21 protein-coding genes and 4 tRNA genes are annotated in these 20,075 nt (G+C 65.9%); 4 read left to right on the top strand and 21 right to left on the bottom strand.

The window, feature by feature from the left end; genetic code table 11:
• Positions 1-325 precede the first annotated feature (325 nt).
• The 11 genes from rplA to A3K89_RS19070 all read right to left on the bottom strand — a co-directional run bounded on the left by rplA (position 326) and on the right by A3K89_RS19070 (position 5,065).
• Positions 326-1,045 carry a 50S ribosomal protein L1 gene (rplA, locus tag A3K89_RS19120; protein ID WP_068429325.1) on the bottom strand — a complete coding sequence of 240 codons (720 nt, stop codon included), beginning with the start codon at positions 1,043-1,045 and terminating at the stop codon, positions 326-328.
• An 80-nt stretch (positions 1,046-1,125) separates the two neighbouring features.
• Entirely contained in the window at positions 1,126-1,560 is a 435-nt protein-coding gene (rplK, locus tag A3K89_RS19115) for a 50S ribosomal protein L11 (protein WP_068099499.1), read from the bottom strand.
• 65 nt (positions 1,561-1,625) lie between these two features.
• Positions 1,626-2,456 (bottom strand): transcription termination/antitermination protein NusG, encoded by an 831-nt coding sequence (nusG, locus tag A3K89_RS19110; protein WP_068429322.1) that lies wholly within the window; start codon positions 2,454-2,456, stop codon positions 1,626-1,628.
• Between the two features lie 61 nt (positions 2,457-2,517).
• Entirely contained in the window at positions 2,518-2,973 is a 456-nt protein-coding gene (gene secE, locus A3K89_RS19105) for a preprotein translocase subunit SecE (protein ID WP_068429319.1), read from the bottom strand.
• A 65-nt stretch (positions 2,974-3,038) separates the two neighbouring features.
• A tRNA-Trp gene (locus A3K89_RS19100) sits at positions 3,039-3,111 on the bottom strand.
• A 158-nt stretch (positions 3,112-3,269) separates the two neighbouring features.
• On the bottom strand, positions 3,270-3,695 hold the full coding sequence (hadB, locus tag A3K89_RS19095; protein ID WP_068429316.1) for a (3R)-hydroxyacyl-ACP dehydratase subunit HadB: 426 nt from the start codon (positions 3,693-3,695) through the stop codon (positions 3,270-3,272).
• Positions 3,682-4,167 (bottom strand): (3R)-hydroxyacyl-ACP dehydratase subunit HadA, encoded by a 486-nt coding sequence (gene hadA / locus A3K89_RS19090; RefSeq protein ID WP_174551472.1) that lies wholly within the window; start codon positions 4,165-4,167, stop codon positions 3,682-3,684. Before hadA ends, hadB begins: the two co-directional genes overlap by 14 nt.
• A gap of 209 nt (positions 4,168-4,376) precedes the next feature.
• Positions 4,377-4,544 (bottom strand): 50S ribosomal protein L33, encoded by a 168-nt coding sequence (rpmG, locus tag A3K89_RS19085; RefSeq protein ID WP_027498281.1) that lies wholly within the window; start codon positions 4,542-4,544, stop codon positions 4,377-4,379.
• 60 nt (positions 4,545-4,604) lie between these two features.
• Positions 4,605-4,677: transfer RNA gene (locus A3K89_RS19080), tRNA-Met, on the bottom strand.
• An 81-nt stretch (positions 4,678-4,758) separates the two neighbouring features.
• Positions 4,759-4,831 (bottom strand) — tRNA-Thr (locus A3K89_RS19075).
• Between the two features lie 151 nt (positions 4,832-4,982).
• Positions 4,983-5,065 (bottom strand) — tRNA-Tyr (locus A3K89_RS19070).
• 155 nt (positions 5,066-5,220) lie between these two features.
• Between A3K89_RS19070 and A3K89_RS19065 the strand changes: the two genes are divergently transcribed.
• The gene (locus A3K89_RS19065; RefSeq protein WP_068429313.1) at positions 5,221-5,721 is read left to right on the top strand and encodes a YajQ family cyclic di-GMP-binding protein; all 501 of its coding nucleotides are present in this window, start codon (positions 5,221-5,223) and stop codon (positions 5,719-5,721) included.
• 61 nt (positions 5,722-5,782) lie between these two features.
• Here the strand turns inward: A3K89_RS19065 and htpX are convergent, their stop codons facing one another.
• Positions 5,783-6,643 carry a zinc metalloprotease HtpX gene (gene htpX / locus A3K89_RS19060; RefSeq protein WP_068429310.1) on the bottom strand — a complete coding sequence of 287 codons (861 nt, stop codon included), beginning with the start codon at positions 6,641-6,643 and terminating at the stop codon, positions 5,783-5,785.
• A 130-nt stretch (positions 6,644-6,773) separates the two neighbouring features.
• Positions 6,774-7,793 carry a polyprenyl synthetase family protein gene (locus A3K89_RS19055; protein ID WP_068429308.1) on the bottom strand — a complete coding sequence of 340 codons (1,020 nt, stop codon included), beginning with the start codon at positions 7,791-7,793 and terminating at the stop codon, positions 6,774-6,776.
• 170 nt (positions 7,794-7,963) lie between these two features.
• On the opposite strand from A3K89_RS19055, the gene A3K89_RS19050 reads away from it, so the two are divergent.
• Complete coding sequence (locus A3K89_RS19050; RefSeq protein WP_068429340.1) at positions 7,964-9,187, top strand: geranylgeranyl reductase family protein; 1,224 nt, start codon at positions 7,964-7,966, stop codon at positions 9,185-9,187.
• A gap of 27 nt (positions 9,188-9,214) precedes the next feature.
• On the opposite strand, the gene A3K89_RS19045 is transcribed toward A3K89_RS19050, so the two are convergent.
• Both A3K89_RS19045 and A3K89_RS19040 read right to left on the bottom strand, forming a co-directional pair.
• The gene (locus A3K89_RS19045; protein ID WP_084423894.1) at positions 9,215-9,907 is read right to left on the bottom strand and encodes a demethylmenaquinone methyltransferase; all 693 of its coding nucleotides are present in this window, start codon (positions 9,905-9,907) and stop codon (positions 9,215-9,217) included.
• A 13-nt stretch (positions 9,908-9,920) separates the two neighbouring features.
• Positions 9,921-11,057: a glycosyltransferase family 4 protein gene (locus A3K89_RS19040; protein ID WP_217266272.1), complete on the bottom strand. Its 1,137-nt coding sequence runs from the start codon at positions 11,055-11,057 to the stop codon at positions 9,921-9,923.
• A gap of 137 nt (positions 11,058-11,194) precedes the next feature.
• Between A3K89_RS19040 and A3K89_RS19035 the strand changes: the two genes are divergently transcribed.
• Positions 11,195-11,779 (top strand): TetR/AcrR family transcriptional regulator, encoded by a 585-nt coding sequence (locus tag A3K89_RS19035; RefSeq protein WP_084423893.1) that lies wholly within the window; start codon positions 11,195-11,197, stop codon positions 11,777-11,779.
• A 71-nt stretch (positions 11,780-11,850) separates the two neighbouring features.
• On the opposite strand, the gene A3K89_RS19030 is transcribed toward A3K89_RS19035, so the two are convergent.
• Positions 11,851-12,801, bottom strand: coding sequence for a ferritin-like domain-containing protein (locus A3K89_RS19030; RefSeq protein ID WP_068429302.1), 951 nt, complete (start codon positions 12,799-12,801; stop codon positions 11,851-11,853).
• Between the two features lie 104 nt (positions 12,802-12,905).
• Positions 12,906-13,355, bottom strand: a complete 450-nt coding sequence (locus A3K89_RS19025; RefSeq protein WP_068429299.1) for a DUF3592 domain-containing protein — start codon at positions 13,353-13,355, stop codon at positions 12,906-12,908.
• Positions 13,356-13,413: 58 nt separating this feature from the next.
• Here A3K89_RS19025 and A3K89_RS19020 point away from each other — a divergent pair, with 58 nt between their 5' ends.
• Complete coding sequence (locus A3K89_RS19020) at positions 13,414-13,932, top strand: DUF2505 domain-containing protein (RefSeq protein WP_068429297.1); 519 nt, start codon at positions 13,414-13,416, stop codon at positions 13,930-13,932.
• A 40-nt stretch (positions 13,933-13,972) separates the two neighbouring features.
• Here A3K89_RS19020 and A3K89_RS19015 read toward each other — a convergent pair whose 3' ends face one another.
• The 4 genes from A3K89_RS19015 to menD form a co-directional block, all read right to left on the bottom strand.
• On the bottom strand, positions 13,973-15,085 hold the full coding sequence (locus A3K89_RS19015; RefSeq protein ID WP_068429294.1) for an NDMA-dependent alcohol dehydrogenase: 1,113 nt from the start codon (positions 15,083-15,085) through the stop codon (positions 13,973-13,975).
• A 28-nt stretch (positions 15,086-15,113) separates the two neighbouring features.
• Complete coding sequence (locus A3K89_RS19010) at positions 15,114-16,613, bottom strand: aldehyde dehydrogenase family protein (protein ID WP_068429331.1); 1,500 nt, start codon at positions 16,611-16,613, stop codon at positions 15,114-15,116.
• A gap of 106 nt (positions 16,614-16,719) precedes the next feature.
• Positions 16,720-18,219: a sigma-54-dependent Fis family transcriptional regulator gene (locus A3K89_RS19005; protein WP_254303584.1), complete on the bottom strand. Its 1,500-nt coding sequence runs from the start codon at positions 18,217-18,219 to the stop codon at positions 16,720-16,722.
• A gap of 229 nt (positions 18,220-18,448) precedes the next feature.
• On the bottom strand, positions 18,449-20,059 hold the full coding sequence (gene menD / locus A3K89_RS19000) for a 2-succinyl-5-enolpyruvyl-6-hydroxy-3-cyclohexene-1-carboxylic-acid synthase (RefSeq protein WP_068429288.1): 1,611 nt from the start codon (positions 20,057-20,059) through the stop codon (positions 18,449-18,451).
• Between the last annotated feature and the right edge of the window lie 16 nt (positions 20,060-20,075).

The following is a 20,075-nucleotide window of genomic DNA, read 5'->3' as shown; positions in this document are numbered from 1 at the left end:
AAGGGAACGGACCTGTCGGTGCATTCACCCGAGGAACTGCGCCGCGTCACCCTGGAATTGAACGAGCGCCCCAGGGCGACGCTAGGCTACAGACCACCGTTGGAAAAGTTCGCAGAGCTCATTGGTGCAGCGACCGCTTGAAACCGCCCTGGGCGACCATTGGACGCCCTCGCTCCAGACCGGCGAAACTCTCCAGGTGACCGAAGGACGCCCTCGCTCACTCTGAGTGACCGAAGGACGCCCTCGGTCCGACCGCCGCCGCCCCCCGGATACGACGAAAGCCGACCCCCATGAATGGGAGTCGGCTTTCGTAAGTCGAGCTGGATCAGGCCTCGACGTCGTCCGACAGCAGGTTACGCGTGCGGTTCGGGTCGACGGGGATGCCAGGTCCGGTCGTCGTCGAGACGGTGACCTTCTTGACGTAGCGGCCCTTTGCCGACGACGGCTTCGCGCGGAGGATCTCGTCGAGAGCGGCGCCGTAGTTCTCCACCAGCTTGGCGTCGTCGAACGATGCCTTGCCGATGACGAAGTGCAGGTTGGCCTGCTTGTCGACGCGGAAGTTGATCTTTCCGCCCTTGATGTCGTTGACGGCCTTGGTCACGTCGTTGGTGACCGTGCCCGTCTTCGGGTTCGGCATGAGGCCACGCGGTCCGAGGACGCGGGCGATACGGCCGACCTTGGCCATCTGGTCCGGGGTCGCGATCGCGGCGTCGAAGTCCAGGAATCCGCCCTGGATGCGCTCGATCAGATCCTCGGCGCCGACGACGTCGGCTCCTGCTGCTTCGGCCTCCACAGCCTTCTCACCAGCGGCGAAAACGATGACCCGAGCGGTCTTGCCGGTGCCGTGGGGAAGGTTGACGGTGCCGCGCACCATCTGGTCGGCCTTGCGAGGGTCGACGCCGAGACGAACGGCGACCTCGACGGTTGCGTCGAACTTGCTCGACGCGGTGTCCTTGGCCAACTTCGCTGCCTGAAGCGGCGAGTACAGGTTGTCTGCGTCGACCTTTGCGGCCTGCTCGAGGTAGGCCTTGCTGCGCTTTGCCATGTCTTACTGTCCAATCGTGAGTTCAGTGTGGTTGACGGGCCTGGCCGGCCCTCCCACGGGGGTACTGCTGCGGCTGAGGATCAGCCTTCGACCGTGATGCCCATCGAGCGAGCAGTGCCGGCGATGATCTTCGCGGCCTGGTCGATGTCGTTGGCGTTGAGGTCTTCCTGCTTGGTCTTGGCGATCTCGCGCACCTGGTCCATGGTGACCTTGGCGACCTTGGTCTTGTGCGGCTCGCCGGAGCCCTTGGCAACGCCTGCAGCCTTGAGCAGCAGCTTGGCGGCCGGAGGGGTCTTCAGCTTGAAGTCGAAGGTCCGGTCTTCGTAGACCGAGATCTCCACCGGCACGACGTTTCCGCGCTGCGACTCGGTCGCGGCGTTGTACGCCTTGCAGAACTCCATGATGTTGACGCCGTGCTGACCCAGCGCGGGGCCGACGGGAGGAGCAGGGTTGGCCTGTCCTGCCTGGATCTGAAGCTTGATGATCCCGGCTAGCTTCTTCTTCTTCGGGGGCATTTCTTTTTCCTTGTATTCGCTCGGGTTTCTTGCGGTTACTACTGCAAGTTCTGTGGTTCGGCCCGCTAGATCTTGGCGACCTGCGTGAAGCCGAGCTCGACCGGAGTTTCACGGCCGAAGATGGAGACCAGCACCTTGAGCTTCTGCTGCTCGGCGTTGACCTCGCTGATGCTGGCGGGGAGCGTCGCGAACGGGCCGTCCATGACGGTGACCGACTCGCCGACCTCGAAGTCGACCTCGATGGTCGGCTTCGCCGTGGTCTCCGCCGCGGTGGCATCGGTGGTGGCGCCTGCAGCCTTGGCTTCCTTCTTCTCGCCCTGCTGCGGCATGAGGAACTTGACGACCTCGTTGATCGTCAGCGGCGACGGACGCGACGTGGCGCCGACGAATCCGGTGACACCGGGCGTGTTGCGCACCGCGCCCCACGACTCGTCGTTCAGGTCCATACGCACCAGAATGTAGCCGGGCAGTACCTTGCGGTTGACCTGCTTGCGCTGGCCGTTCTTGATCTCGGTGACCTCTTCGGTCGGAACCTCGACCTGGAAGATGTAGTCGCCGACGTCGAGGTTCTGGACGCGGGTCTCGAGGTTGGCCTTCACCTTGTTCTCGTAACCGGCGTACGAGTGGATGACGTACCAGTCACCGGGGGCGCGTCGCAGCGCAGCCTTCAGCTCGGCGACGGGGTCTTCGACCTCGTCGGCCTCGGAGGCCAGTCCTTCGGCGACGGCATCGTCGGCCTGCGCGTCATCGGCGCCCTCTGCCTCGACGGCGTCGGCGATAGCCTCGTCGGTCTCGCGGTCCTGAGCGGCCTGCTCCGCCTCGAGGCCCTGGTGGGTCGCCTCGACATCGGCGTCGAATGCGGCCACTTCGGTGGCGTCGTTGTGCGGCGTGCTCACAGCAGGCACCCTTTCTCTCGTTCAGTACGTGGGTCGATCATGTTCTGCTCACCCATACCGGTCAGCCGAACAGCCATTCGACGCCCTGAGTGAACGCCAAATCCAGGCCGCTGATGAACGCGACCATGAATGCCACGAACACGAGCACAACGCTCGTGTAGGTGACCATTTGCTTGCGATTGGGCCAGATGACCTTGCGCAGCTCGGCAACGACCTCGCGGAGGAACTTGCGCAGACGCTTGAAGATGTTCATGCGCTTCGGCTCACGCGGCTTGTCGGAGCGAGTCGCGACCTTGGTGACCGACGACGCGGCGGCCGGCGTCTTCTCGACCGATGCGGCGCGCGTCCGGCGCGTAGTGCGCTTTCCGGTCGGACGGGCCGAGGTTTCGGAACCGGCAGCGCCCGATCGGGATGCAGCTGCCTCGTCGGTGGCGGACGCAGTGTCGTCGGATGTCGACGAGTCCGACGCGGAAAGATCTTCCGACGTCTCGTCGCGCTTACCGCGCTCCTCGCTCACCGTCGTTCCTCTCAGTAGCCGAAATTGTCGTACACCCTCGCCGGAGCGAGGGAGTGCAACGTGGGCAGGGGCGACAGGACTTGAACCTGCAACCTACGGTTTTGGAGACCGTTGCTCTACCAATTGAGCTACGCCCCTTCGGTTCGATCCGCACTGGATCGGACCGTCCTGCGGTCACACAACATACGCGCTACCCCTACAACTCTCCAAAGGAGAACTCAGGCAGCGCGCAGCGCTGGACAACCACAGAAATCTCAGTGTACTGCACAGGCTATGAAAGTTTGAAATCCACCTGGTCAGGCCAGGCGAACGGTGGCCGTCGCGCGTCCGAAGATCTTCTTGCCCTCGGACTTGGCCGTGATCGCGATGACCGCCGACTTCGTTTCCGCGTCGACGGACTTGATCTTGCCGGAGTACTCGACCGACGCAGCGGAGTCCGCAGGCACGTAGACCGAGCTCGTGAAACGCACGTTGTATTCGGTGACGGCACCGGGGTCTCCGAGCCACGACGTGACGAAGCCTGCTCCGAGACCCATCGTCAACATGCCGTGAGCGATGACGTTGTCCAGACCCGCGAGCTTCACGACCTCGTCGCTCCAGTGGATCGGGTTCGGGTCACCGGACACGCCGGCGTAGTTGACCAGATCGCCGCGCGTGAGTTTGACGACGCGCTCGGGGAGCTCGTCGCCCACGGATACGTCCGCGAAATTACGAAGCGCCATGCATGATCACTTCCTTCACTGCGTGGGCGATGTTTTCGTCGACTTCTCCACCGGTGCGGGCGACCAGTGTGGTCCACGTGGTCTGCACCAGCTCGCCGTTCTGATCGGTCACGATGTTCTTCGTCGTGATGATGTCGCTGCCGCTCATCTGACGGAACGATTCGAGAAAGACCTCGCAGCTGAGCTCGTCGCCTACCTGGATCGGCTTGTGGAACTGCAGACGCTGGTCGGTCTGGAGAATCTGGCTCGGGTCGTACCCGGTGATGAACTCTTTGAACATCCGCGATTGCGCGATGATGCCGACGAGCGAGATGAAGGTGAGCGGCGCGATCAGCCCGTCGTAGCCGAAGCTCTTCGCTGCCTCTTCGTCGTGGTGAGCAGGGTGCCAGTCCTGGACTGCACGCGCGTACTCACGCACTTTCTCCCGGCCCACCTCGTACGGCTGATCCACCTTGTAATGGTGGCCGACCATCGCGGCGGCGTGCGCAGCGGGATCCTGCGGAACTTCTGAATTGTGCGACGGCGCAACAGACTGCGCCGTCGCTGTCACGCGAAAATCGGTTTCGGTCACGCGGAATTCGTACCTTTTCTACCCAGGACGCAAAATCCGTTAGGGCGAAGAAGTAAGCCTAACGCGCGGCGTCGACTTCGAACGAGAACCTGCAGCCGAGAGGCTCGCTACTAGCGAGACTCGCGGTGAGCGCGATGCGTGCCGCAGTTGGAGCAGAACTTCTTCAGCTCGATGCGGTCGGGATCGTTGCGGCGGTTCTTCTTCGTGATGTAGTTACGGTGCTTGCAAACCTCGCAGGCCAAGGTGATCTTGGGCCGCACATCGGTGGAGGAGGCCACTGGATGCCTACTTTCAGGTAACTCTGATCCGGAGAATCAGGACTGTGCATTCTTCTTGTGTAGCGGTGACCGGACTTGAACCGGCGACGCAACGATTATGAGTCGTTTGCTCTACCAACTGAGCTACACCGCCTCAGGTTGCTCACCCCTACACCTTCTCACTGCCGAGGCGGACTCGGTAGCGAATCGTCTGGGCGAACCATCCAATCCAGCGAGCCCCCTAACGGAATCGAACCGTTGACCTTTTCCTTACCATGGAAACGCTCTGCCGACTGAGCTAAGGGGGCGTGGCATCTGTTCACGGTTTCCCGTGCGCCGAAGCCTTCAAGAGGTTACACAGTTCGAACGCCGACTACCAAATTACGTGGTCAGCGGGCTCGCTGCACTTCCTCTTCACGGAGAAACCCCAGCGAGCGAACTCGCTGGGGTCCCTTCGGGTGGCAGATGTAGGATTCGAACCTACGTAGGCATAAGCCGACGGATTTACAGTCCGCTCCCATTGGCCGCTCGGGCAATCTGCCGGGTGTACGTCGAAGATTCATGCTCTCTTCGATGCGCTGAAAAGAATACAACGACTGTGCCCCCAGAACGCAAACCGGGTGGATAGCGGGGGTGCGGAGCGGCTAACGTCGGGTGCGCAGCACGTGAACATTCGATACGACACAGGAGTTCCTCAGTGGCAGATTCTTCCTTCGACATCGTCAGCAAGGTCGACCGGCAAGAGGTCGACAACGCTCTCGGTCAGGCTGCGAAGGAGTTGGCGACCCGCTTCGACTTCCGTGGTTCGGGCACCACCATCGAGTGGTCCGGCAGCGGGGAGTCGGAGGTGATCGTCATCACCTCCGAGTCCGAGGAGAAGGTGAAGGCAGCCCTCGACGTGTTCAAGGAAAAGCTGATCCGTCGCGACGTCTCGCTGAAGGCGTTCGAGACCAACGACCCTGCCCCGTCGGGCAAGGTGTGGAAGGTCACCGGAAAGCTCCTCCAGGGCATCACGAGCGAGAACGCGAAGAAGATCTCCAAGAAGATCCGCGACGACGGCCCCAAGGGCGTCAAGGCTCAGATCCAGGGCGACGAGCTGCGCGTCAGCAGCAAGAAGCGCGACGATCTGCAGGCCGTCCAGCAGCTGCTGAAGGCCGAGGACTTCGGTATCGCGCTGCAGTTCGTCAACTACCGGTAGGTGCTTCGCACCCGTGAGTGCGAATGTGTAGCCCAGTACGCATTCGCACTCACGTGCGGCGTCAGCCGCCCCGAGCCATCCGTTCCAACCTTTCGATCCGGTCGGCCATGGGCGGGTGCGTCGAGAACAGCTTCCCGACGCGGTCGCCCACGCGGAACGGGTTGGCGATCATCAGATGCGACTCGGACGCCAGACGCGGCTCGGGCGGCAGCGGTGCAGCCTGCACGCCTCGCTCCAGCTTCCGTAGCGCCGACGCCAGTGCCAACGGGTCGCCGGTCAGCTCGGCGCCGGACTGGTCGGCCTGATACTCCCGCGACCGCGACACAGCCAGTTTCACGACGGTCGCCGCAATCGGTCCCAGCAACGAGACCAGCAGCAGCGCGATGGGATTGGCCCCGTTGTTGCCGCGTCCGCCGAACATCGACGCGAACATGGCGAAGTTCGCCAAACCCGAGATGACCGCGGCCATCGCGCCGGCGACGGACGAGATCAGAATGTCGCGGTTGTAGACGTGCGACAGCTCGTGACCCAGTACGGCGCGGAGTTCACGTTCGTCGAGGATCTGCAGGATGCCCGTCGTGCAGCAGACGGCCGCGTTGCGAGGATTGCGGCCGGTCGCGAAGGCATTGGGATTGTTGGTCGGGCTGATGTACAGCGCGGGCATCGGCTGATGAGCGGTGGTGGCCAGTTCGCGGACGATCCGGTACATCGCCGGCTGTTCGACCTCGGTGACCGGCTGCGCGTGCATCGACCGCAGCGCGAGCTTGGCGCTGTTGAAGTACGCCCATCCGTTCACGCCGACCGCGAGGGCGACCGACGCGAGCAGAATCCCCGGACTGTTGAACAGCGACCCGATGAACACGATGAGCGCCGACATGCCCACGAGCAGCCCGAAAGTCTTTGCCCCGTTCGCGAAGCTCATTGGTCGCCACTTCCTTCGTTTCGTCGTTCCCTCAATCGAGAAACGACCGCGACACCTGTCGAGGTTCCCGCGTCAGCCCTTCCGAAACGAGATGTCAGCCCAGCTGCGCCCGATCCCACCACTGACTGCGTCAGCCCACCCGTTCCACGGTGTAGTCGACGAGCCGGCCCAGCGCGTCGTTCGCGGGCCCCGAGGGCAGCGTCGCGAGTTCGGCATGCGCCTTGGCGGCGAAATCGGACAGCGTCGCCTTCGCCTTCGCCATCCCGGGCGAGCGATCGAGCAGGGCCAACGCCTCGGTGACGGCGTCGTCGTCGGTGACGGGCCCGTCGAGGAGTTCGCGCAGCCTGTCGCCGTCGGGACCCTCCTCGCGGAGCGCGTACAGAACGGGCAGCGTGTGCACGCCTTCACGCAGGTCGGTGCCGGGTGTCTTGCCCGACTGCGCGGACACCGACGAGATGTCGATGATGTCGTCGGAGATCTGGAACGCGGTGCCGACGGCGTCGCCCAGTCGCTCGAGCGAGGCGACGTGGTCGGCGTCGCCACCGGAGAACGTGCCACCGAAACGTCCGCAGGCCGCGATCAGCGACCCGGTCTTCTCCCAGACGACGCGCAGATAATGTGCGACGGGATCCTGATCCTTCTTGACACCGATCGTCTCGCGCATCTGACCGGTGACGAGTTCGGCGAACGTGTCGGCGATGATGCGCACGGCCTCGGGACCGAGCGTCGACACCAGTCGTGACGCGTGTGCGAACAGGTAGTCACCTGCCAGGATCGCGACGCTGTTGCCCCAACGCGCGTTCGCGCTCTCGGCGCCGCGTCGCATGGACGCTTCGTCCATGACGTCGTCGTGATACAGCGTCGCGAGATGAACGAGTTCGACGACGGTCGCCGCGGTCACCACCGATTCGTCCGACGCGTTCGGTCCCAACTGCGCGGTCAGCACGGTGAAGAGCGGGCGGAACCGCTTGCCACCCGCCTTCGCGAGATGAAGGGCGGCCTCGGTCAGGAAGTCCTCGCCGTCGGAGAGTTCCGAGATCATCAGACTCTCGACGTTCTCCAGTCCTGCGGCCACGGTTCGTGCAAGCTCTGGATCGACCAGATCGACCCCGGCAACGACCGTCGTTCCAGTCGTGTCGTCTGTGCTCACAGTTGTTGGTCCTGTCCTCTTCGTCGTCCGCGGATTCTCGGCGTCTCTCGACGTACCTCGTTCTACCGTAGTGAACCTAGTGGGTGACATGGTTGGAAGGTGTCGTAGCCCATGACGGAAGGTTCGGTTCGGTCGGCGAGGGCCGTCGCGCCGCTGCTTTACTGGAAGGCGTGAACGCTCCCCTTTCCACCGACGTTCTCGTCGTCGGAGCCGGCCCGGCCGGCTCCGCTGCTGCCGCGTGGGCTGCCCGCGCCGGCAGGGACGTCGTCCTCGCCGACGCCGCCACCTTCCCCCGCGACAAGACGTGCGGCGACGGTCTGACCCCGCGGGCGATGGCCGAGCTCGATCGGCTGGGTCTCGGCGAATGGGTGCGCGGCCGGGCCGAGAACCGCGGTCTGCGGTTGACGGGATTCGGGCAGGAGCTGCAGCTCGAATGGCCGGGCGGGTCGTTGCCTGCCGTCGGCAGCGCGGTGCCCCGAACGGAACTCGACGACAGAATACGCAGCGCCGCAATCGAATCCGGCGCAACGATGCTCGAAGGCGCGAAAGCCGTCGACGTCCGGCGTGATGGAAACGCGGTCACGGCAGTCGTGTTCGCCGACGGCCGCGAGATTCGGTGCACCAGGGTGATCGTCGCCGACGGTGTGCGCTCCCCCCTCGGCAAGAAACTCGGTCGAGAGTGGCATCGGGACACCACGTTCGGCGTCGCCGCTCGGGCGTACATCGGCTCGGAACGCTCGTCGGATCCGTGGATCTCGTCGCATCTCGAACTGCGCGACGGCGACGGAACACTTCAGCCCGGTTACGGCTGGATCTTCCCGCTCGGCACCGGCGAGGTGAACATCGGCGTCGGCACACTCGCGACCGCCAAGCGCCCAGGATCCGGCGCGCTGCGGCCGCTACTGGATCTGTACACGTCGCAGCGTCGCGACGACTGGAAACTGACCGGCGACCTCCGAGCCGTCGCGTCGGCGCTGCTGCCGATGGGCGGAGCGGTCTCGAACGTCGCAGGCCCCAACTGGGCGATCATCGGCGACGCGGCCGCGTGCGTGAATCCGCTCAACGGCGAGGGCATCGACTACGGTCTCGAGGGCGGGCGCCTGGTCGTCGACATCCTGGACGAGGCCGAGCTCACCGAGGTGTGGCCGAAGATTCTGCGCGAGCACTACGGTCAGGCGTTCTCGATCGCGCGACGCCTCGCCGGTCTACTGACGGTGCCGCGGTTCCTGCCCGCCACCGGTCCGATCGGAATGCGGTCGCGCGCACTGATGACCGTCGCCGTCCGCGTCATGGGAAACCTTGTCACCGAGGCGGATTCGGACCTCGTCGCACGCGCGTGGCGTGCGTCGGGCAGTGCGTCGCTGAAGATCGACGAACGCCCGCCGTTCGCGTGATGCGGCTGCGCCACCCGTGCGGGCGCGCTAGCGCACTGCGCGATGCAGCGCGACGACCCCTCCGGTGAGGTTGCGCCACTGGACGTTCGACCACCCACAGTCGGCGATCGTGCGCGCCAGCTCCTCCTGCGTCGGCCACGCGCGGATCGATTCCGCGAGGTAGACGTACGCATCCGGGTTGCTGGACACCGCGCGGGCGACGGCGGGGAGCGCCTTCATCAGGTACTCCATGTACACCGTGCGGAACGGCGTGAAGACCGGCGTCGAGAACTCGCAGACGACGAGCCGGCCACCGGGCTTGGTGACGCGGGCGATCTCTCGCAGGCCTGCCCGGAAGTCGGAGACGTTGCGCAGCCCGAACGAGATGGTGGCCGCGTCGAAGCTGGCATCGGCGTACGGCAGGTGCATCGCGTCGCCTGCGACCATCGGCACGGGCCGTCCGGAACCCGCGTGCAGCATGCCTTTCGAAAAATCGGTGGCGACGCACCACGCGCCGCTGCGTGCGAGCTCGACCGTCGACACCCCGGTACCCGCGGCGAGGTCGAGGACCTTCTCCCCCGGCTTCAGGTTCAGCGCGGCCCGAGTGAGCTTGCGCCAACTCCGATCCTGGCCGAACGACAGCACGGTGTTGGTGATGTCGTAACGGCGAGCGACGCCGTCGAACATCGACGCGACCTCGTGTGGGTCCTTCTCGAGCGTTGCACGCGAACTTGTTGGCACGTCTCGAGCTTACTCATGCAGTGCGCAGCGTCCTGCGACGTTCCCAGCCGAGAACGTCGTCGTAGTGCCCGAGCAGTTCGTCGCAGATCGCAGGCCACGTGCGGTGGAGTACCGACTTGCGCGCCGCCTCACCGAAGCGTGCGCGAGTCACCGGCGATCGCAGCGCGGCGACGGCACTCGGCAGCAGCTCGGCGAACCGGTCGACGGGAAGCAGATAGCCGTTGCGGCAGTGCGTGATCAAATCGCGCGGACCTCCGGCGTCGGGACCGATGACCGGGATGCCGCTGGCGAGTGCTTCCTGGACCGCCTGACAGAACGTCTCGTGCTCGCCCGGGTGCACGAAGACGTCGAAGCTGGCATACGCCTGCGCGAGTTCGTCTCCCCCGAGCTGACCCAGGAAGATCGCCGACGGCATCAGCTTCTCCAACGCGTGCCGTTCCGGACCGTCACCGACGACGACGAGTTGCACGTCGTCGGCGATGGACGCGAGACGTTCGACGTGCTTCTCCGGGGCGAGCCTGCCGACGAATCCGACGATCATCTTGCCGTCGGGCGACCAACGTCGACGCAGCGTCTCGCGTCGCGCCGAGGGGGCGAATCGGACGGCGTCGACGCCTCGCGCCCACCGGTGGACCCGCGGAACGCCCTGGTGTTCGAGCGCTTCGACAGCCGACGACGACGGCGCCAACGTCCGTGCGGCACCGCGATGCACGCGACGCGTCCAGCGCCACGCGGCCTTGGATGTCAGCCCGAGGCCGTAGCTTTCGGCGAATCCGGCGACGTCGGTCTGGTACACGGCCACCGCGGGAACACCGATGCGGTTGGCCGCGGCCAGTCCGCCTGCACCGAGCAGGAATGGGGACGCGAGATGAACGACGTCGGGCTCGAACGCCCGGATCGTGGCCGTCAGACCGGGTCCGGGAACACCGACGGGGAGGGAGCTGACCTTGGGGACCATCACCGCAGGTACACGGTTGACGGGGACGCGGCCGTGTTCGACGTCGGCCCGCGGCTTGCCTGCGGGGTTGTCCGGCGCGACGACCATGGCGTCGTGTCCGCCTCGCTCCAGGTGTTCGAGCACTCGGAGAATCGAGTTGGTGACGCCGTTCATGTTGGGCAGGAACGATTCCGCAACGATGGCTACTCGCACGTTCCTCAGTGTGAGGAGCGTCTCGGGCCAGCCGGCTTCGGCGACGTTACGGGCGAGCGAAGTTCACACGAATGCTTCCGTCGCGTCGCGCCGACATAGTTACTGGTTCGTCCACCGCGGAACCGTAGACTGCCGGCATGAAGGCCGAGACTTCGGAGAAGACGACACCGCGGCCGTCGGCGTCGGACACGCGGGCGCGCATCCTCACCGCGGCGAACGAACAGTTCTACGCGAACGGGATTCGCGCGACGAGCGCGGACAAGATCATCGAGCAGGTCGGTATCACGAAGGTGACGTTCTATCGCCACTTTCGCACCAAGAGCGATCTCGTCGTCGCCTATCTGGAAGGGCAGGCAGCAGCAGAACGCGAGTGGTTGACGAGCATTCGCCGCGACGGCGATCCGGCCGGTTCGCTTCGTGCGTTGGCCGCCGGAATCGGGGCCGCGAGCTGCAGGCCGGGCTTTCGAGGATGTGCGTTCATCAACGCCGCAGCGGAGTTCGCCGATCCCGCCGACCCGGTTCGCGTGGCCGTCGACGCGCACCGACAGTGGATTCTGCAGTACTTCGCCGCGCTCGCTGCCGACGCCGGTGTCTCCGAGGTCGCATCCGCAGCACGACAGCTGATGATGTTGCGCGACGGGGCGATGGTGAACGGCTATCTCGGACAATCCGATTCGGTGGCGTCCGTGCTGGAAGCGGCGTTCGTGTCGGTCATCGCGTAGGCCGCCCGAAGAAGACGACGATGCGGATGCGACCGACGGGCCGCATCCGCACCGGACATCCGTCCGAGCAGTCAGTCGACCCCGACGATGTCCTTCGCCAGTGCGGCGAGACGCGTCTGCGCAGCCGAGACGACGCCCTGACGGTTCTTGGTCGCCTCTTCGAACGCGACGATCGTTCTGATGTCGTCCGGGTCCGTCAGCTCCTTGATCTCCGCGACGGCGTCGTTCACGTTGAGCGTGTCGTAGTCGTCGATCGGCAGGTCTCCTGGTTCGAGCGCCGTGCCCGTCCGCACCGAGTGCAGTGCTTCGGCGACGGAATCCGCACCTTCGTCGCGGACGACGTCCTCGGCTGCTTCGAGTGCCGCGTCGCCACCGGCCGACACTGCTCGGGCTGCGATGGTGCCCGCGTGTGCGCCCCTCCCGAGCAACTCCCCGAGGCGGCTCGGGGTCGTGCGCGCGACGTCGACGGCGTAGTCCAGTCCGCGTGCGGACCAGGCGGCAGGTGTATTCACGAGCTTGACGGCGCTGCCTGCCGCCGCCTGCAGCGGAGTCCGTCGGAGAGCCGCGGGGCCACCGAGGGCGTCCTCGGCCAGTACCGTCTGCAGCCAGTCGACGGTCGCGCTGTGCGCGGTGATCAGGCGTTCGGCCAGACGCACCGCCGACGGGACGTCGTCCGCCGTCGCGAGCGCCTTGATGTACTTGGCGCGGCCGAGCAGCTGCTGTTCCAGCGCCAGATCGCCGAGAAGTGCCTCGTCGAACGGCTGCGCCTGCTCGGCGACGGTCTTGAACAGCGCGAGCGTGCGCCCGAGGAACGGTGCGACGACGTCGGGCAGTCCGCCAAGGTCACGCAGAGTCGTCTCGATCTCCGCCGCCCGCTTCCGACCGTTCTCGGCGTTCTGAAGTAGTTCCGTGCGCACCGCGTCCGTGCGCGCCTGGGCCACGCGTGTTTCCGCGACCTGGATCTCGGTGTTCGTGAGTTGTAGTACGGCCCGCAACTGCGCGAGCAACGTGGATGAAGTCATCGCTAAAGCCCCTTCGGTCGTTGGGTCGTTCTCGTTTCGACGTGTCACCGGGACACGGGCGCTGCGTTACCCACGAGTAGCGAACCCAAACATCGAAGTGCGGCTCAGACGGCCAGGTGCTGCCGCTCGCGTCGTCGCAGCAGGAGCAGCACGGGAACCGCGACGGCCCAGGTCACGACGACGACCGAGCCCGCGGGAACGATGGCGACGGAGGCGTCGCGGCCGGAGACCCGCACGAGATCCGGATCGGACTTCGCGTATTCGACGTCGATGCGCTGGCCGGCGATCAGATTGGTCGGGTACAGCACTCCGAGCTGCGGGTTGTGTGTGACGCCGTCGGGGGTGACGAAGCTGACGGCCGAACGCAGCTTGCCGGCGGAGAGGACCTCGGCCGTGGCAGTGCCTTCGTCGGAGGTGATGGTGCGGTCGTTCTTCCAGGCGGCGACGACCAACAGCACGGCCAACACCGAGATGCCGGTCGCCACGACGATCACGCAGATTCGTGCCCGACGCCACGCCTGCGACCTGCCGTCGTCGCTGTCCCTGGATGCCACGACGGTAGACGTTACTCAGGGGCGCCGACGGGCGTCTGCTCCGGTAGCCTCTGCTGCTATGTCGCGCGACTTCGAGTTCACGGTCTCGTCGGAACACTCTCCCGAGGAGGTCTACGAGGCTCTGAACAGCGAAGAGCAGTGGCTCGCCCGGTTCGAGAGGGCGCAGAAGACCGACGGGTACGAGCTGACCAGACACGATCACGGCGGTCTGACCGTCGACATCACCGACGAGGTCGGCACGTCGGAGCTACCCGGGTTCGTCAAGAAGGTCGTCCGAGGTCGGTTGCTCGTCACTCGAACCGATTCGTGGGGCCCGTTCGACGGCGACCGCGCCGACGGCACCCTGGCCGGGGGCGCGACGGCCATCCCCGCGTCGGTGAACGGGACCATGTCACTGCGCCCGGACGGCACCGGCTCGATCATCACGGTCAAGGGCACGTCGACCGTCAAGATTCCGCTCATCGGCGGCAAGATCGAGTCGCTCATCAACGACATGGTCCGAGACATGGTCGAGCAGGAAACCCAGGAGACACACGACTGGGCGGCCGAGCGAGAACAGCAGGAAGGCCAGGACTGATCGGGCCGGCAGCGGACGCGCTGCCGGCCCGATCGTCGAACTACGCGTCGTGCACGATCACGCCGCGGATGTTCTTGCCGTCGCGCAGGTCCTGGTATCCCTGGTTGACGTCCTCGAGGCTGTACTTGCTGGTGATGAGCTCGTCCAGTTTCAACTGACCCGCGTCGTAGAGACGCAGCAGCCGGACGATGTCGTACTGCGGGTTCATCGATCCGAACAGCGTTCCCTTGATGGTCTTCTGATTCAGCGTCAGATCGGTGCCGGACACGTGCACCGTCAGCTTCGTCGGATCCGCCAACCCGGTGATGACGACGGTTCCGCCCTTGCCGATCGCTGCGGTGGCTGCGCTGACGACGTCTTCGTCGACGGTTCCGACGAGGATCAGCGCGGCGTCGGCTCCCTGCCCCCACGTCAGCTCGTTCAGTTTCTCGGCGGCGCTCTCGGCGTCGGCGAAGGCATGCGTCGCACCGAACTTCAGCGCGGTCTCGCGCTTGAGCGCAACCGGGTCGACGACCACGACGTACTTGCATCCCGCCGCGACCGCGCCCTGCACCGCGTTGATGCCGAGGCCGCCGATTCCGTAGATGATCGCGGTGTCGCCGGCTCGGAGGTTGCCCGCGTTGACGGCGGTTCCCCATCCCGACGGCACTCCGCATCCGACGAGCACGGCAGTCTCGAGCGGCAGCCAGTCGTCGACCTTGACCACGGAGTGCTGCGAGATCGTCGCCCGCTCGGCGAACGTGCCCAGCATGCACATCGCGCCGAAATCCGTTCCCTTGGAATGGAATCGGAACGAACCGTCGGGCATCGAACCCTCGAGAATGGTGGCGCCCATGTCGCACAGGTTCTGTCGACCCGTCGCGCAATAGCGACACGTCCCGCAGTTGGGGATGAAACTGCAGACGACGTGATCCCCCGGCTTGACCTTGGTCACGCCCGGGCCGACTTCTTCGATGATGCCCGATCCCTCGTGGCCGCCCACGATCGGGAAGCGTGGAGGCAGATCACCGTCGGTCAGGTGCAGATCCGAATGACACAGCCCCGCTGCCGTGTACTTGATCAACACCTCACCGGGACCGGGTCCGTCGAGTTCGAGCTCCATCAGTTCGAACGGCTTGCCTGCTTCGAGAAGTACTGCTGCTGTGGTCTTCATGTTCTTGTCCCGTCGGTCGAAGTGAAATTCAGAGGGCGATGTTCACTGCTTTGGTCTGGGTGTACAGATCGATGGCCGACGCGCCGAGCTCGCGACCCCAACCGGACTGCTTGAATCCGCCGAACGGCATGGCGGTGTCGAAGCCGTTGTACTGGTTGATCCAGACCGAGCCGGCCTTGAGCCGCTTGGCCGTCCTGTGCGCTTTCGAGATGTCGCGCGTCCAGATGCCTGCGGCCAGGCCGTAGATCGAATCGTTGGCCGCGGCGATGGGGCCGTCGTCGGCCGAGAACGGAAGTGCCGCAACGACGGGGCCGAAGATCTCCTCCTGCACGATCGAGTACGACGGATCGACGTCGACGAACACGGTCGGCTCGACGAAGTATCCCTTGTCGCCCCAACGCTTTCCACCGGTCAGCGCGCGTGCGCCGTCGGCGATGCCCGCATGGAGGTAGCCGGTCACCTTGTCGAACTGCTCCTGCGAGATCAACGGGCCGAGCTGGGTGGTGGGGTCGAGGCCGGGTCCGATCTTGACCTGGCTCGCCGCGTGCGCGACCGCCTCGGTGAACTTCTCGAAGATCGAGTCCTCGACGTAGAGGCGTGTGCCCGCAACGCAGCACTGTCCGTGGTTGAACAGCCACGCGTTCAGCGAACCTTCCACTGCCGCATCGAAATCCGCGTCCGCGTACACGATGTTCGGGCTCTTCCCACCGAGTTCGAGCGTCACCTTCTTCAGATTGCCCTTGGCCGCGTCGACGATCTTCTTGCCGACCTCGGTCGACCCCGTGAACGCCACCTTGTCGACGTCCTCGTGCCCGGACAGTGCCGCTCCCGCGTCACCGAAACCGGTCACGACGTTGACGACTCCCGGTGGGAAGCCCGCTTCCTCGAAGACCTCGGCCAGCAGCAGAGCCGTCAGCGGTGTCTGCTCGGCCGGCTTCAGGACGACGGTGTTGCCCGCGGCCAATGCCGGTGCCAGCTTCCACGAGGCCATCAGGATCGGGAAGTTCCACGGGATGATCAGGCCGCACACTCCGATCGCCTCGCGCAGTGTGTAGGCGTGGAATTCACCGCCCGGCGCGAAGGGCATCGAGACGTTGACCGTGCTGCCCTCGATCTTCGTCGCCCAGCCCGCGTAATAGCGGAAAACGTCTGCAGCCCAGGCGACGTCGACAGCACTGGCGATGACGGCGGACTTTCCGTTGTCCAGCGCTTCCAGCTGCCCGAACTCGTCGGCGCGTTCGCTGAGGATGTCGCCGACACGCCAGATGAGTCGTTCGCGTTCGTTGGCTTTCATGCGCGACCACGGCCCGTCCTCGAACGCCCGACGCGCTGCCCGCACCGCGCGGTCGACGTCCTCGGCCTCACCGTGGGCGACGTCGGTCAACTTCTCTCCGTCGGCGGGGTTGTACGTCGCGAACGTCCGACCGGACGCCGCGTCGACGAACTGTCCGTCGATGTACAGCTTCTTCGGTCCTGCCAGGAAGTGTCGTGCCTCGCTCGGGATGGGGTGGTCTGCAACGGCCGTCATCGAACGCTCCTTCATATGGTCGATCACTCATGTGATGCAGGCCATATTTCCGTCGTGTGAGGCGATGTAACTGTTCGATCTTCGAACACACGACACGGGCCGTCCGTCAGCAGGTCACGTCGAGCGCGCGCATCCGCGCGTAGAGGGTGCTGCGACTGATGCCGAGCTGCATGCTGGCGTGAGACTTGTTGCCGCCGCACGTTTTCAGAGCGTCGATGATCGCCGTCCGTTCAGCTTGCTCTCGACCGCCCAGTCGTGACGCGCGCGTACTCGACCGATAATCCTCGGGGAGATCGGCGACGTCGATACGGTCCGACGACCGGGCGTCGGCCGCGCTGGTCAGCACCACCTTCAGTTCGGCGAAGTTGCCCGGCCAGTGCGCCGACGCGAGTGCGTCGAGTGCGCTGGGCGCCAACCGAACTCCGGGTGCCACGTCGTCGAGAATCGTTCGAGCGAGTTCGGCCATCTCGGGTCGACGCTCACGCAGCGGAGTGAGATGCAGCCTGCTCGGACACCGACTGACGAGCGCGGCCGTCGCCGTCGGCAGGTGCGACATGGGTGCGCCGGTCAGCACGACGCGGTGCCCGTCGCGCGGGGTCGACACGAGGTCGGTGAGGATCGGCAGCAGCGTTTCCGGCACCAGTTCGACGTTCTCGACGACGATGACCCCCGGTTCGCGTCCGGCGTCGACGAGCCTGCGCGTCCAGTCGTCGACACCGTCGAAGGCGATCGACGTCGCGTTGTGCCAAGTCACCGGGCCGTCGCCTGCGACCTCCGCCGCGGCGGTGGTCCGACCCGACCCCGGCTCACCGCTGATCGACAGCGCACCGGCGTCGGTGCGGGCGAGTCGGACGTCGTGTTCGTAGCGCTGTCGACGCGACGAGTGCTCGCTGCGTCGGATCGGTGATCGCTTCTTGTCGGCGAACACGGTGAACAGGGCACCGCCGTCGGCCCCTGCCACACGGTCGGCCTTGACCTTCGCCCGTATTCCCGACGCGAGGTCGACGGCGACGACGCGGCTGCCGTCGGCACCCAGATCCAACGCGAGCTCACGCAAGGTGGCGTGATCCTCGGTGTCGAGCACGTCCATCGCGGTTCGGTTGGTCAGCAGGAAGTCGTCGCTGATGGCTGCCACCGCGACGTGTTTGTGGTGCGAGATGCGCTGAAAGGCGTCGACGAGCCGTCGTTCGGACGCTTTCGAGCCCTCGAGCAACCGTGCCTCGATGTCCGACGCGGCTCTCGCCAGGAACGGGGCGAACAGCGGATTGGCGTGTGCTCCAACGCCGGTCATGTCCAGAATGCCTTCGACGCGCCCCGTGACCGGATGGATCACCGGGTGTCCGTAGCAGCTGAGACCCTTGAAGCTCTCCAGAAAGTGTTCGTCGCCGTGGATGACCATGCTTCGCCCGGTCTCGAGTGGCGTGCCGACCGCGTTGGTCCCGGCCGAGTCCTCGCCCAGCAGCGCGCCGTCGAACACTCCGAGACGCTCGACGGCACGGCGGATCGTCCCGTCGGCGTACACGGAGGCGACGACGCGGCAGTCGCGGTCGGCCAGCAGCACGCAGAACCCGGTGCCCGCGATCTGTTGACCGACTTGTTCGAGCACCGGCGCGGCGGCGCGCAGCAGCCTGCTGTCGATCTCGACCTGGACATCGACGGCGACCGTCGCCGACGGGTCGACACCGCTGAGAAGCGACCGCTTCCACGACAGTGCGATCTCGGGACGGACCGGGTGCTGTTCGATAGTGACGATCGTGGCACCTCCGACGTTCCTACTGTGTTCCAGATCATAGTCTCGCGTCGGAGTGACCCGGAACTGTTCGGAATTCGTACAGCTAGAGGCGCGCCCTGATCCCCGCGTGCAGTTCGCGCAGGCCGGAGCGTTCGGTCGTCACTTCGAGCACCCTGATCTGATCCGCGTTGTCCTGGAGGGCGGTGGCGAGCTGGGCTGTGTCCACACTCCTGTGCTCGATCCGATACGCCGCGCACAGTGCCGCGAGATCCATGCCGTGCGGCGTGCCGAACACGCGCTCGAATGCGCCCGCGTACTGCGGATCGCCCTGCTCGAGCAGTTCGAAGATGCCGCCGCCGTCGTCGTTGGCCACGACGATCGTCAGATCCTTCGGCCGCGGCTCGCCGGACCCGATCAGCAGGCCCGACGCGTCGTGCAGGAACGTCAGGTCGCCGAGCAGCGCGATCGTGCGCCCACCCCGGGACAACGCCGCGCCGACGGCCGTCGACACGGTTCCGTCGATGCCCGCGACGCCGCGGTTGGACAGCACACGCACGCCGGGCGCGGGATAGCTGACCAGGGCCGCGTCGCGCACGGGGTTGGAGGCGCCGAGCAGCAGTTGGTCGCCGTCACGCAAGGACGACATGACCGTCGCAGCCACGTGCAGACCCGTCGGCTTCGGGTGCGACGCGAGCTGGTCGCGGACCGCGAGATCGGCCTTGGCCGACAGCGTCCGGCAGCGTTCGATCCACGCGTCCCGCGGGGAGCCCGACACGATCGCACGCGTGCCCGTCGCGAGGACGTTGCCGGAGACGTCGGGCCAGCGCGGACCCGTCGTCAGAGCGAAGACGTCGACAGCCGGATCCGCGAGGAGGGCCGACACCGGTCGGTGCAGCGTCGGACGTCCGGTAATGATCGCCTGCCGCGGCTTCAGCTGCGACAGAGCCATCGGGTGCAGCGGGAGACCGTGCAGCGGCGCGGTCGGCTCGGCGACGGTCGGCAGACCTGCGAGCTCGGGGCGCAGCGCCGCACCGTGACCGGAGACGACGATCGTGTCGACCGACAGATCGATGTCGACGGGAACGTCGAGGGTCGCCTGCTGCGTCGTCGTCCATGCTGCGCCGCCGTCGCGACCTTCGGGCGCGGGTGTGGGGTCGGCGAGATCCGGCACGAGCGGCTCACGCAGCGGGATGTCGAAATGCACCGGGCCTGCGTTCCCGGATCGCGTGCCGCGGGCTGCGGCGAGGACGCGGCACACCGCGCTACGCCACTGGCTGTTCTGGCCTGCGTCGTCCTCGGCGAGGCCGAGGCTGATCGTCGCGCGCACCTGGCTGCCGAACAGACCGAGCTGCTCGATGGTCTGGTTCGCGCCGGTCCCGAGCATCTCGTAAGGCCGGTTCGCGCTCAGCACGATCAGCGGGACGCGCGCGTAGTTGGCTTCGAGGACCGCGGGACCGAGATTCGCGACGGCCGTGCCCGACGTCATGACGACCGGAACCGGACGGCCACTGCCCATGATCAGGCCGATCGCGAGGAAGCCCGCGGTCCGCTCGTCGATGCGCATGTGCAGACTCAGACGGCCCTCGGCGTCGGCTTCCTGCAGCGCGAACGCCAGCGGCGCGTTCCGGGAGCCTGGGCACAACACGACGTCGCGGACGCCGCCGCGCACGAGTTCGTCGACGACGGCGGCAGCCTGAGCAGTGGATGGGTTCACTACTTCAGATTGTCAG

Origin of the sequence: Rhodococcoides kyotonense (assembly GCF_001645385.1) — a bacterium.
In the GTDB taxonomy this organism is placed as follows: domain Bacteria; phylum Actinomycetota; class Actinomycetes; order Mycobacteriales; family Mycobacteriaceae; genus Rhodococcoides; species Rhodococcoides kyotonensis_B.
The sequence above is the reverse complement of the archived record's forward strand: the minus strand, read 5'-3'. Positions and strand labels throughout refer to the sequence as shown.

Excerpts from the sequence above, each read along its gene's own strand:
- rplA (WP_068429325.1), bottom strand. The coding sequence starts at position 1,045 with ATGGCAAAGCGCAGCAAGGCCTACCTCGAGCAGGCCGCAAAGGTCGAC.
- rplK (WP_068099499.1), bottom strand. The coding sequence starts at position 1,560 with ATGCCCCCGAAGAAGAAGAAGCTAGCCGGGATCATCAAGCTTCAGATC.
- hadB (WP_068429316.1), bottom strand. The coding sequence starts at position 3,695 with ATGGCGCTTCGTAATTTCGCGGACGTATCCGTGGGCGACGAGCTCCCC.
- hadA (WP_174551472.1), bottom strand. The coding sequence starts at position 4,167 with ATGGTCGGCCACCATTACAAGGTGGATCAGCCGTACGAGGTGGGCCGG.
- htpX (WP_068429310.1), bottom strand. The coding sequence starts at position 6,643 with ATGAGCTTCGCGAACGGGGCAAAGACTTTCGGGCTGCTCGTGGGCATG.
- A3K89_RS19035 (WP_084423893.1), top strand. The coding sequence starts at position 11,195 with ATGAAGGCCGAGACTTCGGAGAAGACGACACCGCGGCCGTCGGCGTCG.
- A3K89_RS19030 (WP_068429302.1), bottom strand. The coding sequence starts at position 12,801 with ATGACTTCATCCACGTTGCTCGCGCAGTTGCGGGCCGTACTACAACTC.
- A3K89_RS19020 (WP_068429297.1), top strand. The coding sequence starts at position 13,414 with ATGTCGCGCGACTTCGAGTTCACGGTCTCGTCGGAACACTCTCCCGAG.
- A3K89_RS19015 (WP_068429294.1), bottom strand. The coding sequence starts at position 15,085 with ATGAAGACCACAGCAGCAGTACTTCTCGAAGCAGGCAAGCCGTTCGAA.
- A3K89_RS19010 (WP_068429331.1), bottom strand. The coding sequence starts at position 16,613 with ATGACGGCCGTTGCAGACCACCCCATCCCGAGCGAGGCACGACACTTC.